The following is a 16700-nucleotide window of genomic DNA, read 5'->3' as shown; positions in this document are numbered from 1 at the left end:
GCTTTTCCGTCCACGGCCTGAGCGGTCTCGCCTCAGCGGAGCATCACCCTTGTGTGTCGCGGAGCACCGAGCGCAGGAACTCCGCGCTGCTCCACACGTCGTCGACGGGCCCCTTGCCGGCGGGCTCGTCGGTGAGGATGGTGTCCTGCTCCAGGACGTACCAGCCGTCGTAGCCGCGGGCCCCGAGGTGGCTCACGATGGCCCGGACGTCCACGTCACCGGCGCCGAGCGGCCGGTACATGCCGTCCCGGACGGCGTCCGTGTAGCTGAGGCGCCCCGACCGGACCTTGGCGGCGAGGGCGGCGTCCACGTCCTTCATATGGGTGTGGGCGATCCGCTCGGGGGCCTGCCGGGTCAGCTCGGCGGGGTCGGTGCCGCCGATCAGCAGGTGGCCGGTGTCGAGGCAGAGCGAGATCGCGGAGTGCTCCAGCACCCGCTGCACCTCCTCGCCGTTCTCGACCATCGTGCCGACGTGCGGGTGCAGCACCGCCTGTACGCCCCGTTCGGCGGCCAGCGCGGTCAGGCGGTCCAGGTTGGAGAGCAGCAGCTTCCAGCCGTCGGCGTCCAGCTCGGGCCGGGAGTCGTACCCGTCCTGCCCCGTGACCGCCGACAGGACGAGGACGTCGGCCCCGGACGCGGCATAGCTCTCCAGGAGCGTGTCGACCTCGGGCAGCGGATCGTGCCCGGGTACGTGCAGCAGCAGCGGGGTGAAGCCGCCGACCGCCTGGAGGTCGTGATGGGCGAGGACCTGCGCCATGGCCGCCGGCTCGCCGGGCAGAAAGCCCTCGGGCCCGAACTCGGTGGCGGCGAGGCCGACCTCGCGCATCTCCTTCAGCACGCGCTCGGGCGTCAACTGGTAACCCCAGTCGGGTACTTCGCACACGCCCCACGAGATGGGCGCACCGGCGATCCGCGGTGATCGAGTGTCCATGGCGCAACGTTAAGTGCATCGCGGCCCAAAAATGAAGGGGTCGATCCCTCAGCGGGGCCTCACCGTGTCCATCTTTTTCCCGTCATTCGTCACCCTGCCGAAACCCCCGCGGAAGAAATCGGCGCGACGGCTGTTGAGACAGAGGACGGAGCACAGCCCCAGCACCCTCGTTCCTTCCAGCGGAGAGGCCGGCGGAGAAGCCATGGCGCACCAGCAGGACCACCGGACCCGGTTCTCCGTCCTCGACCGCTCGCGCACCCGGGAGGGCCACGGCGCCCCCGAGGCGCTGCGTGACACCGTCCGGCTGGCGCGGGAGCTGGAGGGGCTGGGCTACCACCGCATCTGGGTGTCGGAGCACCACGGAGTGCCGGGTGTCGCCGGTTCCGCGCCGACCGTCCTGGCCGCCGCGGTCGCCGCCGCGACCCGCTCGATCCGGGTGGGCACGGGCGGGGTGATGCTGCCCAACCACCAGCCCTTGGTGGTGGCGGAGCAGTTCGGCGTCCTGGAATCCCTCTTCCCCGGCCGTATCGACATGGGTCTCGGCCGGTCCGTGGGGTTCACGGACGGCGTACGCAGGGCGCTGGGCCGGGACAAGGACGTGGCCGACGACTTCGCGGCGCAGCTCGACGAGCTGCTGGGCTGGTTCCGCGGCACCTCCCCGACCGGGGTGCGCGCACGCCCCGCCGAGGGCCTGAGCGTGCCGCCGTTCGTGCTGGCCATGGGCGAGGGCGCGACGATCGCCGCCCGGGCCGGGCTGCCCATGGTGATCGGCGACCTCAGGAACCGCGAGAAGATGCGCCGCGGCATCGACCACTACCGCGAGACGTTCCGGCCCTCCGTGTGGGCGTCGGAGCCGTACGTCGTCATCTCGGGCACGGTCGCGGTCGCGGGGACGCCTCAGGAGGCACGGCGACTGCTGCTGCCGGAGGCGTGGTCGATGGCGTACTCACGCACGCACGGTACGTTTCCGCCGCTGCCGTCCGCCGAGCGGGTCGAGTCGCTGGCGCCGGCGATGACGGAGAAGGAGAGGGGCTTCTACGAGGCGGGGCTCTCCGGCCAGATCGCCGGGACGGAGGAGCAGGTCGCGCATGAGCTGGCGACGGTGATCAAGGAGACCTCGGCGGACGAGGTGCTGGTCACGACCAGTACGTACGACCGGGAGGGGCTGGTGGACTCGTTCCGGCGGTTGGCGCGGGTCGTGGGGCTGGGGCCGGTATGAGTGTTCCACTGGGGTGACCTCGGGTTTGTGGGGTGAGTGCGGGCCGGCTGGGGCTGGTCGCGCAGTTCCCCGCGCCCCTTACGGGGCTCAGGACACGCCCTTCCTTCCATAGGAGTCACCCCATGCACAGCCCCCATGACCCGTACGTCCGTGTGCGGGGTGCGCGTGAGCACAATCTGCAGGGGGTCGATGTCGACATTCCGCGGGATGTGCTGGTGGTGTTCACGGGGGTGTCCGGGTCCGGGAAGTCGTCGCTGGCCTTCGGGACGATCTACGCGGAGGCCCAGCGGCGGTACTTCGAGTCGGTGGCCCCGTACGCGCGGCGGCTGATCCATCAGGTGGGGGCGCCGAAGGTCGGGGACATCAGCGGACTGCCGCCCGCGGTCTCGCTCCAGCAGCGGCGGTCGACGCCCACCTCGCGCTCATCGGTGGGGACGGTCACCAACCTCTCCAACTCCCTGCGGATGCTGTTCTCACGCGCCGGGCAGTATCCGCCGGGCGCCGAACGGCTCGACTCGGACTCCTTCTCGCCGAACACGGCCGCCGGGGCCTGCCCCGAGTGCCACGGGCTCGGGCAGGTGCACCGCACGACCGAGGAGCTGCTGGTCCCCGATCCGGCGCTGTCGATCCGGGACGGCGCGATCGCCGCGTGGCCGGGCGCCTGGCAGGGCAAGAACCTGCGCGACGTCCTCGACGCGCTGGGGTACGACGTCGACCGGCCGTGGCGCGACCTGCCCGCCCAGCAGCGCGAGTGGATCCTCTTCACGGACGAGCAGCCGGTCGTGACGGTCCATCCGGTACGGGACGCCGACCGCATCCAACGCCCCTACCAGGGCACGTACATGAGCGCACGCCGCTATGTGCTGAAGACGTTCTCGGACTCCCGGAGCCAGACGCTGCGGGCGAAGGCGGAGCGGTTCCTCGCCGCGACGCCCTGTCCGCTGTGCGGTGGCAGCCGGCTGCGGCCCGAGGCGCTCGCGGTGACCTTCGCGGGCCGGACCATCGCGGAGCTGGCCGCGCTGCCGCTCGTCGAACTGGCCGAGTCCCTTGCCGGTCAAGGCGGTTCGGAGACGGCCCGCGTCCTCACGGAGGACCTGCTCGCCCGTATCTCCCCCGTCACCGAACTGGGCCTCGGCTATCTCAGCCTCGCCCGGTCCACCCCGACCCTGTCGGCGGGCGAGCTGCAACGGCTGCGCCTGGCCACGCAGTTGCGCTCCGGCCTCTTCGGCGTCGTGTACGTCCTGGACGAACCGTCCGCCGGACTGCACCCGGCGGACACCGAGGCCCTGCTCACGGTCCTGGACCGGCTGAAGGCGGCCGGCAACTCGGTGTTCGTCGTGGAGCACAGCCTCGACGTCGTGCGCGGCGCCGACTGGCTGGTCGACGTGGGCCCGAAGGCCGGCGAGCACGGCGGGCGGGTGCTGCACAGCGGCCCGGTGGCGGAACTGGAACACGTCGCCGGGTCCGCGACGGGCCGGTTCCTCTTCGACCGCTCCCCCGCCCCGGTACGCGAAGTCCGCGCGGCACGCGACTGGTTGAAGGTCGGGCCGGTGCGGCGTCACAACCTGCGCGGCGCGACCGCCGAGTTCCCCCTCGGTGTCCTCACCGCGGTCACCGGGGTCTCCGGGTCGGGCAAGTCCACGCTCATCGGGGAGATCACGGAGCAACTGCCGGGGGTGGGACGGCTGGTGAGCGTCGACCAGAAGCCCATCGGCCGTACACCCCGCTCGAACCTCGCCACGTACACGGGCCTCTTCGACGTCGTGCGCAAGGTCTTCGCCGGGACCGAGGAGGCGGCCGGTCGCGGGTACGGGGTCGGCAGGTTCTCGTTCAACGTCCCGGGCGGGCGCTGCGAGACCTGCCAGGGCGAGGGGTTCGTCAGCGTCGAGCTGCTCTTCCTGCCGAGCACCTACGCCCCGTGCCCGGACTGCGGCGGGGCCCGCTACAACCGCGAGACGCTCGAAGTGACGTACCGGGGGAGGAACATCGCACAGGTGCTCGACCTGACGGTCGAGGCCGCCACGGACTTCTTCGCGGACACCCCGGCCGTGGCCCGCAGCCTCGCCACGCTCCTGGACGTCGGCCTCGGCTATCTGCGGCTCGGCCAGCCCGCGACCGAGCTCTCCGGCGGCGAGGCGCAGCGCATCAAGCTGGCGAGCGAGCTCCAGCGCGTACGCCGGGGCCATACGCTCTATCTCCTCGACGAGCCGACGACCGGTCTGCACCCGGCCGATGTCGAGGTGCTGATGCGGCAGTTGCACGGTCTGGTCGACGGCGGTCACAGCGTCGTGGTCGTGGAACACGACATGGCGGTGGTGGCGGGCGCCGACTGGGTGATCGACCTGGGCCCGGGCGGCGGCGACGCGGGCGGACGGATCGTGGCGGCGGGACCGCCGGCGGAGGTGGCGCGGGCGGCGGGGAGCGCCACGGCTCCGTACCTCGCGCGTGCGCTGCCCGGGAGCGGCCCGCTGGAGCCGGGCAGCTCTCAGTCCCAATAGGCCTGCCGCAGCTTGGACTTGGCCAGTTTGCCCGTGGGTGTACGCGGCAGTGCGTCCGTGAAGTCCACGCTGCGGGGTGCCTTGTAGTGGGCGATGCGGTCGCGGACGAAGTCGAGGAGTTCGCGGGCGAGTCGCGGGCCGGGCGACGCGTCGGGGGCGGGCTGGACGACGGCCTTGACCGCCTCGCCCATCTCCGGGTCCGGTACGCCGACGACCGCCACGTCGGCGACCTGGGGGTGCAGGGTGAGACAGTCCTCGATCTCCTGCGGGTAGATGTTCACGCCACCGGAGATGATGGTGAACGCCCGGCGGTCGGTGAGGAAGAGATAGCCGTCCTCGTCGACGTGTCCGATGTCCCCGGTGGTCGTCCAGTTCGGATGCTCCGGGTGCTGTGCCTGCCGGGTGCGGGCCTCGTCGTTGTGGTAGCGGAAGGGGAGTTCGTCGCGCTCGAAGTACACGGTCCCGGTCTCGCCGACGGGCAGCACCTTGCCGTCGTCGTCGCAGATCCGCAGCTCGCCGAGGAATCCGCCGCGGCCCACCGTCCCGGGCTTGCGCAGCCACTCCTCGGGGCCGACGAAGGTGATCCCGTTGGCCTCGGTCGCCGAGTAGTACTCGTACAGGACGGGGCCCCACCAGTCCATCATCCGGCGTTTGACCTCGACGGGGCAGGGCGCGGCGGCGTGGACGGCGACCCTCGTCGACGACACGTCGTACGCGTCGCGCACCTCGTCCGGCAGCTTCAGCATCCGTACGAACATGGTGGGCACCCACTGGCTGTGCGTGACCCGGTGCCGTTCGATCGCCGCCAGCGCGGCGCGCGGATCGAAGGAGTCGAGGGAGTTCATGAGGACGACCGTGCCGCCGGTCGCGGTCACCACGAAGCTGAAGCGCAGGGGCGCCGCGTGGTACAGCGGGGCCGGGCAGAGGTAGACGGTGTCCTCGCCGAAGCCGTACATGGGCTGGAAGAGCAGTTGGTACATGCTCATCTCCTCGCGGACGTCCCCCTCGGGGAGCGTCGGCGCGATGCCCTTGGGCAGGCCCGTGGTGCCGGAGGAGTAGAGCATGTCGACGCCTCGCGGCTGATGGGCCGGAGGTTCGGGTGAGGCGTCGGCGAGGGCGCGCTCGTACGAGCCGTCGTCGAAGTTCAGGTGCAGTGCGGTGTCCGGCACCAACTCGCGGACAGCGCATCCGAGTTCGGTCAGCGGCGCCGAGACGATGAGCGCCCTCGCCCCGCAGTCGCGGACGATATAGGCGGCCTCGTCGGCGGTCAGGTGGTGATTGACGACTGTCAGGTAGAAGCCGGAGCGCAGTGCCGCCCAGTAGACCTCCAGGATGCGCGGGTCGTTGTCGGCGAGGAGCGCCAGATGGTCGCCGACGCGCAGGCCGGCGGACCGCAGATGGTCGGCGAGCCGCAGGGAGCGGTCCTCCAACTGGCCGTAGGTGAGGGCACGGCCGCCGTCGGCGGTGACGACGGCCGTCCTGGCGGGGTCGTACGCTCCGGGGTACATGCGGGGACGGTACCCCGGGTAGGTGACGGACCGTCAGAGGTGTGCGTGCGCTTCCCTGTTCACGTGAGTCCGGGCACTCGGATGTACCTCGCAGCCGGAGTGGACGGCGACCGTTTCGGCGGCCCGGGCGAGGGTCCGCCGGTCGGGGGCGGAGCCCGGCGGGAGCAGCGCCCCGACCCGCACCTCGGCGACGAGGTCGCGGGCCGACACGACCCGCCACACCGAGGTGAGCAGCGAGTCGCTGCCCACGAACGCGGGTGCGGTGCTCGTCGCGCCGCCGTCCTGGCGGTATCGCAGGCGCACCGGCTGGACGGCGGCGTCCGCGTCGAGGGCGGCCTGGAAGGCGGCCCGGCGGAAGCGGCCCTGGGCCCGGCCGCACCAGGTGCTCCCCTCGGGAAAGACCACGACCGCCCCGCCGGCGCGCAGGGACCGCGCGATCCGCCCGACCGTCTCGGGCAGCGCGCGCAGCCGGTCGCGCTCGATGAACAGCGCGCCGCTGCTCGCGGTGAGCGCCCCGGCCACGGGCCACTGCCGGATCTCCGCCTTGGCGAGCATCCGGGCGGGCCGGACGGCCGCGAGCAGCGGGATGTCGAGCCAGGAGATGTGGTTGGCCACCAGCAGCAGTCCGCCGGTGGGCGGGGCCGCGCCGGTGGTCCGCAGCCGTACGCCCGCGGCGCGCACGATCGTCCGGCACCACCGTCTGATGAGCCGGTCGCGCAAGGCCGCGGGAATCCGCGCGACGGCCGGGATCAGCGCGATCCCGATGGCGACCACGACTACCAGCGAGACCAGCCGCAGCACGGCACGCGGCCCGGCGGCGACCGCCCGTACGGACTCCACGCAGGCCCCCGGGGTGCAGGGGGCACTGGGCAGCCAGACGCTCGCCGGGTCAGCGACCCGAACGACGGCCGGGGAAGTGGCCTGAGCGATGGCCGGGGAAGTGGCCTGAGTGATGGCCGGAGCGGTGGCCGGGCGCGCTCCGGACGGACGGGGAGCGGTCGGCCGGATGCCACTTGGACCGCGGGTGGCCCGACCGGGAGCAGCCCGACCGGAGGTAGCCGGACCGGGGGTGGCCCGACCGGAGGTAGCCGGACCGGAGGTAGCCGGACCGGAGGTGGCCCGACCGGAGGTAGCCGGACCGGAGGTAGCCGGACCGGAGGTAGCCGGACCGGGGGTGGCCCGACCGGAGGTCGCCGGACCGGAGGTGGCCCGACCGGAGGTCGCCGGACCGGAGGTAGCCGGACCGGAGGTGGCCCGACCGGAGGTCGCCGGACCGGGAGCAGCCCGGCCGGGGGTGGGCGGTGAGCCGCCGCGGCGCGGGCGCGGCACCCCTCCGGTCACGGGGCCGGTCACGGGGCCCAGGAAGGGGGCGCCGCCCTCGCCCGGCCCGGCAGAGGTCGCCGGACCCCGGCGGGGACGCAGGATCACGCCCATCACGCCCGTGCGGGACGCGCTCATCACGCGGGCACGAGGGAGAGGAAGTGCCGCAGATAGCGCGGGTTGACCCGGCGCATCGACAGCAGCACGTACAGGTCGGCGACGCCGAAGTCCGGGTCGTGGGCCGGCTCGGCACAGACCCAGGCGCCCAGGCGCAGATAGCCGCGCAGGAGCGGGGGCAGCTCGGCACGGCCCTCCCGAGCGACACCCTCGGGGTCCCAGGGCAGCAGCGGCCGTACGCGGTACTCCTCGGGCGCGAGGTGCTTGTCCCGCACCCGGTCCCAGGTGCCCGCGGCGAGCGTGCCGCCGTCGGCGAGCGGGATGGAGCAGCAGCCCGCCAGCCACTCGTGGCCGCCGTCGACCATGTAGCGGGCGATCCCGGCCCAGATCAGGCCGATGACCGCGCCGTCGCGGTGGTCGGGGTGGACACAGGAACGGCCGACCTCGACGAGGCCGGAGCGGATGGCGGCGAGGGGCCCGAGGTCGAACTCGCTCTCCGAGTAGAGCCGTCCGGCGACCGCGGCGCGCTCGGGCGGCAGCAGCCGGTAGGTGCCGACGACCTGGCCGGTCGTGGTGTCGCGCACGAGCAGGTGGTCGCAGTACGCGTCGAAGGCGTCGACGTCCAGGCCCGGCTGCGAAGTGGCCAGCAGGGCGCCCATCTCCCCGGCGAAGACGTCGTGGCGCAGTCGCTGCGCGTCCCGGACGTCGGACGCGTCGCGGGCGAGGGTGACGGTGTAGCGGGTGGGTGCCGTCGACAGTGGGGGGCTGTCGAGCGTGGAAACGCCGGTCATGGCTCTCTCCTGGTCACAGGCCGGATGCGGCGGAGCGGCGCGACGGACCGCGATGCCTCGGCCCGTGCGCTCCTGTTCTTCCGACCCCGGCTGACCACCGAGTAACCCACGGAGAGAGAGCGAGTGTGAGCTTGCTGAATGCCAGGGGTGAGCCCCACCCTGCAACGGGGCGCAGCCCCGTAAGGGGCGCGGGGAACGGCGCAGTCTTTCGCCCCCAAGGGGCGCGGGGAACTGCGCGACCAGCCCCCACGCACCCGCACCCGACCCACAACCGAAGCCAGTTCGCAAAAGGGCGGCCAGCCCTACCGCTTGGCAGCCTTCCGACCGGCCCGCAGCCACTCCTTGTTCATCCCGGTGATGGAGAACAACGGAATCCCCTTGGGGCAGGCAGTCGCACACTCCCCCACGAGCGTGCACCCCCCGAACCCCTCCTCATCCATCTGCGCGACCATGTCCAGCACCCGCGTCTCCCGCTCGGGAGCCCCCTGCGGCAGCACGTTCAGATGATTCACCTTCGCCGAGGTGAACAACATCGCGGCCCCGTTGGGACAGGCGGCCACACACGCCCCGCACCCGATGCACTCCGCGTGCTCGAACGCGAAGTCCGCGTCAGCCTTCGGCACCGGCGTGGCATGCGCCTCCGGCGCGGCCCCGGTCGGCACGCTGACGTACCCGCCGGCCTGGATGATCCGGTCGAACGCGGACCGGTCGACCACGAGGTCCTTGACGACGGGGAACGCGGAGGCCCGCCACGGCTCGATGTCGATCGTGTCCCCGTCGTGGAAGGACCGCATGTGCAGCTGACAGGTGGTGGTGCGCTCAGGGCCGTGCGCGTCCCCGTTGATGACCAGCGAGCACGCGCCGCAGATGCCCTCACGGCAGTCGTGGTCGAAGGCGACGGGGTCGTCACCGGCGAGGATGAGTTCCTCGTTGAGGGTGTCGAGCATCTCCAGGAAGGACATGTCGGCCGAGATGCCGTCCACTTCGTACGTGGACATCGCTCCGTCGGCGTCGGCGTTCTGCTGCCGCCAGACGCGCAGGGTGAGCTTCATGCGTAGCTCCGCTGGGTGGGGTGGACGTACTCGAAGACGAGATCTTCCTTGTGCAGGACGGGTGCGTCGCCGGTGCCGGTGAACTCCCAGGCGGCCGCGTAGGAGAATTCCTCGTCGCGGCGGGCCGCCTCACCGTCGGGGGTCTGGGACTCCTCGCGGAAGTGGCCGCCGCAGGACTCCTCGCGGTGCAGCGCGTCCAGGCACATCAGTTCGGCCAGTTCCAGATAGTCGACGATCCGGTTGGCCTTCTCCAGCGACTGGTTGAACTCCTCGCCGGTGCCGGGGACCTTGATGCGCCGCCAGAACTCCTCCCGGATCTGCGGGATGCGCTCCAGCGCCTTGCGCAGCCCCGACTCCGTACGGGCCATGCCGCAGAACTCCCACATCAGCTCGCCCAGTTCACGGTGGAAGGAGTCGGGCGTGCGGTCGCCGTCCACGGCCAGCAGCAGCCGCAGCCGGTCCTCGGTGTCGGCCACCACCTCCTGCACGACGGGGTGTTCGTCGTCGACCGTCTCGTGGTGCGGGTTGCGGGCGAGGTAGTCGTTGATGGTGGACGGCAGCACGAAGTAGCCGTCGGCGAGGCCCTGCATGAGCGCGGACGCGCCCAGCCGGTTCGCCCCGTGGTCGGAGAAGTTGGCCTCGCCGATGGCGAACAGGCCCGGCACGGTGGTCTGCAGGTCGTAGTCCACCCACAGGCCGCCCATCGTGTAGTGCACGGCCGGATAGATCCGCATCGGCACGGTGTACGGGTCCTCGGCGGTGATCCGCGCGTACATGTCGAAGAGGTTGCCGTACTTGGCCTCCACGGCCTTGCGGCCCATCCGCGCGATGGCGTCGGCGAAGTCGAGGTAGACGCCCTGCCCGCCGGGCCCGACCCCGCGGCCCTCGTCGCACACGTTCTTCGCGGCCCGTGAGGCGATGTCACGCGGTACGAGGTTGCCGAACGCCGGGTAGATGCGCTCCAGGTAGTAGTCCCGCTCGTCCTCCGGGATCCGGTCGGCCGGCCGGTCGTCGCCCTTGGCCTTAGGCACCCAGATCCGGCCGTCGTTGCGCAGCGACTCGCTCATCAGCGTCAGCTTCGACTGATGCTCCCCGGTGCGCGGGATGCAGGTGGGATGGATCTGCGTGAAACACGGATTGGCGAAGTACGCGCCCCGTCGGTGCGCCCGCCAGATGGCGGTGGCGTTGGAGTTCATGGCGTTGGTCGACAGGTAGAAGACGTTGCCGTACCCGCCGCTGGCCAGCACGACGGCGTCCGCGTAATAGGTGTCGATCTTCCCGGTGATCAGATCGCGGGCCACGATCCCCCGCGCCCGCCCGTCGACCACGATGAGGTCGAGCATCTCGGTCCGGGGATGCATCTCCACCGTGCCGGCCGCGATCTGCCGGCTGAGTGCCTGATAGGCGCCCAGCAGGAGCTGCTGCCCGGTCTGCCCGCGAGCGTAGAACGTCCGGGACACCTGCACCCCGCCGAACGACCGGGTGTCCAGCAGACCGCCGTACTCCCGCGCGAACGGCACCCCCTGCGCGACGCACTGGTCGATGATCTCCACGGAGATCTGTGCGAGGCGGTGCACGTTCGACTCACGGGCGCGGAAGTCGCCGCCCTTGACGGTGTCGTAGAACAGGCGGTGCACCGAGTCGCCGTCGTTGCGGTAGTTCTTCGCGGCGTTGATCCCGCCCTGCGCGGCGATGGAGTGGGCCCGGCGCGGGGAGTCCTGGTAGCAGAACTGCACGACGTGGTAGCCCTGTTCGGCGAGCGTGGCCCCGGCCGCGCCGCCCGCGAGTCCCGTGCCGACGACGATCACGGTGTGCTTGCGGCGGTTGGCGGGGTTGACCAGCTTCGCGTCGAAGCGGCGGGTGTCCCAGCGTTCGTTCACCGGCCCCTCCGGGGCCTTGGTGTCGACGAGCGGCTCACCGGTCGCGTACTGGGCGAAGGTGCCGTGTCCGGCGAAAGCGTTGGTTTCGTTGGTCCCGGCGAATTCAGCACTCATGTCAGCTCACCACTCCGGTCATCACGCCCACGGGTACGGCGACGAAGCCCGCCGTGAGCACCACGGCGAGCACGTTGGCGATGGTCTTGAAGGCCCGGTCGCGGGTGCGGCTGCCCACGCCCAGGGTCTGTGCGGCGCTCCAGAAGCCGTGCTGGACGTGCAGGCCGAGCGCCAGTACGGCGACGATGTAGATGACGTTGCCGTACCAGGTGGAGAAGGTGTCGATCACGTTCTGGTACGGGTGACCGTGCTGGAAGCCGTTCGCGTGGACGGTGCCGGTGGTGAGGTCCAGGATGTGCCAGACGATGAACAGGCCGAGGATGATCCCGCCCCAGCGCATGGTCCGCGTGGCGTAGCTGGCGCGCGGCCTCTTGTGCACGTACTTCACCGGGCGCGCCCCGATGTCACGGCGGCTGAGCTGGTACGCGGAGACGGCGTGCGCGACGACGGCGACGACCAGGACCACCCGGACGATCCACAGGGCCCACTCGTAGTGGAGGAAGGGCTCTCCGAGGGTACGCAGCCAGTGGGCGTAGTGGTCGAACTCGCCCTCACCGAAGAAGATCTTCAGGTTGCCCAGCATGTGGACGGCCAGGTACCCCAGCATGATCAGGCCGCTGACGGCCATCACGGTCTTCTTGCCGAGGGGCGAGTCCCACATGGTGCGCGTCATGGACGGTTTTCGTTCCGTCCGCGTTGCCAGAGCCATGTGATCGACGCTACGGCCGGCAGGGTCCATCGGTCCAAGACATGGTCCGGCTCGTTTCCATAGGCTGTGCCTATCGCGGGCGTACGCTGGGGGTATGCAGTTCCAGCAGCTCCAGTACTTCGTCGCGGTCGCCGAGACCCGGCACTTCACCCGGGCCGCCGATGTGGTCCACGTGGCCCAGCCGTCGCTCTCTCAGCAGATCAAGGCGCTGGAGCGGGAGTTGGGGGCCGACCTCTTCCTCCGGGCGCGGGGGAACATCACGCTCACGGATGCCGGGGAGGCGCTGCTGCCGCTCGCGCGGCGCATCCTCGCGGACGCGGAGACGGCCCGGCAGGAGGTGCAGGAACTGGCGCAGCTGCGCAGCGGGCGGGTACGGCTGGGGGCGACGCCGAGCCTGTGCACGGGGCTGCTGCCGGATGTGCTGCGCGCCTTCCACGACCGCTACCCCGGGATCAGGCTGCTGATCGAGGAGGGCGGCTCGCACGACCTGGTACGGGAGCTGGCGCGCGGGGCGCTGGATCTCGCGCTGGTCGTGCTCCCCCTGCCGACGCCGTCGCCGGCGCTGACCACGGTGGAGGTGCTGCGGGAGGACCTGGTGGTGGTGTCCTCGCCGGAGGCGCCCGCGCCGGGGGGCGGGCGGCGGACCGTCGGGGTCCCCGACCTGGAGGGGGAACGGCTGGTGATGTTCCGGCACGGGTACGACCTGCGGGAGCTGACCGTCGCCGCGTGCCGCTCCGCGGGGTTCGAGCCGGATTTCGCGGTCGAGGGCGGGGAGATGGATGCGGTGCTGGGGTTCGTGCGGGCGGGGTTGGGGGTGGCCGTGGTGCCGCGGATGGTGGCGGTGCGGTCGGGGGCGGGGTTGCGGGTGACGCCGCTGGCCCGTCCCGGGCTGGGCCGGACCATCGCGCTGGCCCACCGCAGTGACGTGGCGCCACCACGGGCTGCACGCGAGCTGCAACGCATGCTGCTGGAACGATGAGCGACGCCACTCGCTGCGCCGTTCCCCGCGCCCCTGGGGGGGGAGGGGGTGCCCGTGCAATTGACCGTGCGGGTACGTCGTGGCTGGTCGCGCAGTTCCCCGCGCCCCTAGGAGGGAGGGGGTGACGGTGCGTTTCAACCATGCGGGTGCATCGTGGCTGAGCGCGCAGTTCCCCGCGCCCCTGACGGGGCGCGCAACCGCAGCCCCATCAGGGGCGCGAGGAACGGCGCGGCCAGCCACGACGCACCCGCACGTCAAAACAAGCCGCCACCCCCTCCCCCCTCAGGGGCGCGAGGAACTGCGCGACCAGCCGCGACGCACGCGCGCGTCAAGACAACGGGTCGCCCCCTCCCCCAGGGGGCCCCGTTCAACCCGTCGCGTCGACCAGCGCCAGGTCGTGCAGCCGGTCCGGCGGCCCAGGGCGGGCGTAGTACCAGCCCTGCGCCGTGTCGCAGCCCAGGAGCCGCAGCTGCTCCGCCTGCGCCCCCGTCTCCACCCCCTCCACCGTGACCGCGAGGTCCAGGCTGTGGGCCAGCGAGACGATCCCCTCAACGATCTTCAGGTCCACGGGATCGGCGGGAAACTGCTGCATGCCCTGCGTGAAGGACCGGTCGAGCTTCAGGATGCTCACCGGCAGCCGCCGCAGATTGGCCAGGTTCGAGTACCCCGTACCGAAGTCGTCCAGCGCGATGTCCACACCCATCTCGGCCAGTCGGCGCAACGGCTTCAACAGGTCGTCGTCCGCCCCGATGAGCGCCGACTCGGTGACCTCCAGGCAGAGCGCGTCCGGTTCGAGACCGATCCGCTCCAGGATGTCCACCGTGTCGGAGACGAGCCCGGGGTGGGTCAACTGGCAGGGCGAGAGATTGACGTTGATCCGCAGCGGACCGGCGTCGGAGTGACGTTCCTGCCACTCGCGCGCCTGCCGGACCGACTGCTCCAGGACCCAGCGGCCGAGCGGCACGATGAGCCCCGTGTGCTCGGCGAGCGGGATGAACCGGTCGGGCCCGAGCACCCCGTGCTGCGGATGCAGCCAGCGCACCAGCGCCTCGGCGCCGTGCACACTGCCGTCGCCGAGATGCACGAGCGGCTGGTACTCGATGAAGAACTCGCCCCGGTCCAGCGCCGCGGGCAACGCCGTGGTGAGCCCGTGCCGGGTGATCGCGCGGGCGTCCGCCTCGGCGTCGGCCAGCTCGTACCGGTTGCCGCCCGCCGACTTGGCCCGGTACATCGTGATGTCGGCGCTGCGCAGCACCTCCGCCGGGCCGCGCTCGCCCGCGGGTCCCTCGACGATGCCGATGCTGCCGCGCACGGTGAGTTCACGGCCGTCGATACGCACCGGCGTGACCAGCGCGTTCATGATGCGGTCGGCGAGCGCGTCGACCTCGCTCTCGGTGTCGGGCCCGGTGGTCAGGGCCACGAACTCGTCGCCGCCGAGCCGGGCCACCATCTCGCCGGGCGCGGTCGCACACGACTGCAGCCGGTCGGCGACCTCGACGAGCAGCCGGTCGCCCGCCGCGTGCCCGAGGCTGTCGTTGATGGTCTTGAAGCCGTCGAGGTCGAGGTAGCAGAGCCCGAAGCGCTGGCCGTCGCCCGCCGCGAGCGCCTTGTCGAGCCGCTCGAAGAACAGCGTGCGGTTGGGCAGTCCGGTGAGCGCGTCGTGCGTGGCCTCGTACCGGAGCCGGAGGTTGAGCAGCCTGCGCTCGGTGGTGTCCTCCATGAGGGCGAGCTGGTACTGCGGCCGGCCGTCCGCGTCGCGCAGCAGCGAGACGGTGAGGTTGGTCCACAGAACCGTGCCGTCGGGCCGGTAGAAGGCCTTCTCGACGTGGTAGTGCTCGCGGTCGCCGCGCACCAGCTCCTCGTAGAGCCGCCAGACCTGCGCGCCGTCCTCGGGGTGGGTCCACTCCATGACGTTCCGCCCGCGCATCAGCTGCTCGGTGCCGCCGAACATCCGCAGCAGGGCGTTGTTCACCTGGAGGATGTTGCCGTCGAGGTCCGCGACGCCGATGCCTATGGCCGCGCCCTCGAAGACCGCGCGGAAGCGTGCCTCGGTCGCGTGCAGCGCGTCCGCGACGATCCCCTGGGCCTGGAGCGCGGCGCGTGCGATGGTCTCCTGCTCGGCCAGCGTCCGCTCCCGCAGCGCCCGCGCGAACCCGGCCGCCATGGCGTGCTGCAGCCGCGCGGAGCGGGCGCGCAGGGCGTCCTGGGCTCCGTCGCCGCCGCAGTAGAGCACCAGATAGGCGTCGACGCAGTCGAGTGTGGCGCTGAGCGCTTCGGGTTCCGTGCAGTGCGCCCCGATGAGGGCGGCGCCGACGGCCTGTCCCTCGGCCGCCTCGAACGTCCTGGCCCGCAGCGCCTCGCTGAGCCGCCTGGCGAGCGGCACGAGGCGCTGCTCGAACTCCGGGCGGGTCAGCGACGTGGCGGTCACCGGGAAGACGGCCCGGCTCCAGATCGTCGCGAACCTGCGCAGTCTGTCCTCCGGCCCGTCCGGCTCCGCGGTCACGCCGTGCGCCCCACGCCCGCGAAACCCGAGTAGGAATAAGGATCCTCGTCCTCGGACGCCGGGTCGGGCCGCCAGTTCGGCATCGGCACCAGTCCGGGTTCCACCATGTCGTACCCCTCGAAGAACCGCGCGATGTCCTCGCGCGAGCGCATGATCAGCGGGTTTCGGATGTCCTTGTAGACGTCCACGGCGCCCCCGGCCCGCTCCGGGGGGAGCGGGATCCCCTCGTACGAGGCGTGCGTGAGGACGAGCAGACTGCCGGGCGCGAGGGCGTCCCTCAGCTCGGCCACGGCATCGTACGGGTCGTCCTGGTCCTCCACGAAGTGCAGTATGGCAACGAGAAGAAGGGCGACTGGCTGATTCAGGTCTATCAGACGCTGCAGACGCGGACTCGCCAGGATCTCCCGGGGCTTGCGGAGGTCGGCGGTGACGACGTCCGCGTTCTCGTTGCCGGCCAGTACGGCCTCGCTGTGCGCGACGGCCACCGGGTCGTGGTCCACGTACACGACACGGGCGCCGGGGCGGGCGCTCTGGGCCACCTCGTGGACGTTGCCGAAGGTGGGGATGCCCGAGCCGATGTCGAGGAACTGGCCGATGCCCTCGGCGGCCGCGAAGCGCACCGCGCGACGCAGGAACGCCCGGTTCGCCTGCATGACCTTGGGGAGTCCCGGCATGAACTCCATGGCCCTGCGCGCGGCTTCCCTGTCGACCTCGAAGTTGTGCGATCCGCCCAGGTAGTAGTCGTAGATGCGGCTCACGCTGGGCACCGAGATGTCGATGCCGCGTGGGGCCCAGGCGGGACGCTCCATCTATGTCTCCAAGGCGTAGACGATCCGGTGTTCGAGCTGAGGCTACTGATCGCCCGCCAATGGAGCGAGTGGAAACGGAAATTGACCGTCCGTTCAAGGCCACTGCCTCAGGCACGTGCCGAATGGAAGGCCCAGCGAAATCGCCCCGAAGCATTCCAAAGAGATCCGGTGGAACCGCGCGGAGTCACGGGCGGAACCACCGAAGAGCCGCGCCGTGACGCGCTCGGATGTGAAAAAGCCGTTTCGCTCCCTCCGCGCGGTGCGGAGGGC

12 protein-coding genes are annotated in these 16700 nt (G+C 71.5%); 3 read left to right on the top strand and 9 right to left on the bottom strand.

The features are described from left to right. Window positions 1–43 precede the first annotated feature (43 nt). The gene (locus ACFWGJ_RS29490; protein WP_387330630.1) at window positions 44–931 is read right to left on the bottom strand and encodes a sugar phosphate isomerase/epimerase family protein; all 888 of its coding nucleotides are present in this window, start codon (window positions 929–931) and stop codon (window positions 44–46) included. 202 nt (window positions 932–1133) lie between these two features. Here ACFWGJ_RS29490 and ACFWGJ_RS29485 point away from each other — a divergent pair, with 202 nt between their 5' ends. Both ACFWGJ_RS29485 and ACFWGJ_RS29480 read left to right on the top strand, forming a co-directional pair. After that, window positions 1134–2150 carry an LLM class flavin-dependent oxidoreductase gene (locus ACFWGJ_RS29485; RefSeq protein ID WP_387330627.1) on the top strand — a complete coding sequence of 339 codons (1017 nt, stop codon included), beginning with the start codon at window positions 1134–1136 and terminating at the stop codon, window positions 2148–2150. 122 nt (window positions 2151–2272) lie between these two features. Then, on the top strand, window positions 2273–4648 hold the full coding sequence (locus tag ACFWGJ_RS29480) for an ATP-binding cassette domain-containing protein (RefSeq protein ID WP_387330625.1): 2376 nt from the start codon (window positions 2273–2275) through the stop codon (window positions 4646–4648). On the opposite strand, the gene ACFWGJ_RS29475 is transcribed toward ACFWGJ_RS29480, so the two are convergent. From ACFWGJ_RS29475 to ACFWGJ_RS29450, 6 genes are all read right to left on the bottom strand, one after another. Further along, complete coding sequence (locus ACFWGJ_RS29475) at window positions 4636–6156, bottom strand: acyl-CoA synthetase (RefSeq protein WP_387330621.1); 1521 nt, start codon at window positions 6154–6156, stop codon at window positions 4636–4638. The two genes, ACFWGJ_RS29480 and ACFWGJ_RS29475, sit on opposite strands and share 13 nt — an antisense overlap. 33 nt (window positions 6157–6189) lie before the next feature. Next, the gene (locus ACFWGJ_RS29470; RefSeq protein ID WP_387330618.1) at window positions 6190–6996 is read right to left on the bottom strand and encodes a lysophospholipid acyltransferase family protein; all 807 of its coding nucleotides are present in this window, start codon (window positions 6994–6996) and stop codon (window positions 6190–6192) included. A gap of 617 nt (window positions 6997–7613) precedes the next feature. After that, window positions 7614–8384: a GNAT family N-acetyltransferase gene (locus ACFWGJ_RS29465; RefSeq protein WP_387330615.1), complete on the bottom strand. Its 771-nt coding sequence runs from the start codon at window positions 8382–8384 to the stop codon at window positions 7614–7616. Window positions 8385–8686: 302 nt separating this feature from the next. Further along, the gene (locus ACFWGJ_RS29460) at window positions 8687–9436 is read right to left on the bottom strand and encodes a succinate dehydrogenase/fumarate reductase iron-sulfur subunit (RefSeq protein WP_387330612.1); all 750 of its coding nucleotides are present in this window, start codon (window positions 9434–9436) and stop codon (window positions 8687–8689) included. After that, a complete protein-coding gene (locus ACFWGJ_RS29455; protein WP_387330609.1) occupies window positions 9433–11430 on the bottom strand; it encodes a fumarate reductase/succinate dehydrogenase flavoprotein subunit in 1998 nt (665 codons plus the stop codon). The genes ACFWGJ_RS29460 and ACFWGJ_RS29455 overlap by 4 nt, the downstream gene beginning before the upstream one ends. A gap of 1 nt (window position 11431) precedes the next feature. Beyond that, window positions 11432–12139: a succinate dehydrogenase gene (locus tag ACFWGJ_RS29450; RefSeq protein ID WP_387330606.1), complete on the bottom strand. Its 708-nt coding sequence runs from the start codon at window positions 12137–12139 to the stop codon at window positions 11432–11434. A gap of 94 nt (window positions 12140–12233) precedes the next feature. Between ACFWGJ_RS29450 and ACFWGJ_RS29445 the strand changes: the two genes are divergently transcribed. Beyond that, window positions 12234–13118, top strand: coding sequence for a LysR family transcriptional regulator (locus ACFWGJ_RS29445; RefSeq protein ID WP_387330603.1), 885 nt, complete (start codon window positions 12234–12236; stop codon window positions 13116–13118). A 367-nt stretch (window positions 13119–13485) separates the two neighbouring features. Here the strand turns inward: ACFWGJ_RS29445 and ACFWGJ_RS29440 are convergent, their stop codons facing one another. Further along, the gene (locus tag ACFWGJ_RS29440; protein WP_387330600.1) at window positions 13486–15621 is read right to left on the bottom strand and encodes a putative bifunctional diguanylate cyclase/phosphodiesterase; all 2136 of its coding nucleotides are present in this window, start codon (window positions 15619–15621) and stop codon (window positions 13486–13488) included. After that, window positions 15618–16430 (bottom strand): SAM-dependent methyltransferase, encoded by an 813-nt coding sequence (locus ACFWGJ_RS29435; RefSeq protein WP_387330597.1) that lies wholly within the window; start codon window positions 16428–16430, stop codon window positions 15618–15620. The genes ACFWGJ_RS29440 and ACFWGJ_RS29435 overlap by 4 nt, the downstream gene beginning before the upstream one ends. Window positions 16431–16700 lie beyond the last annotated feature (270 nt).

The sequence above is a fragment of the Streptomyces sp. NPDC060205 genome (assembly GCF_042728395.1).
In the GTDB taxonomy this organism is placed as follows: domain Bacteria; phylum Actinomycetota; class Actinomycetes; order Streptomycetales; family Streptomycetaceae; genus Streptomyces.
Note: the sequence above shows the minus strand (reverse complement) of the source record. Positions and strands in the feature narration are given on the sequence as shown.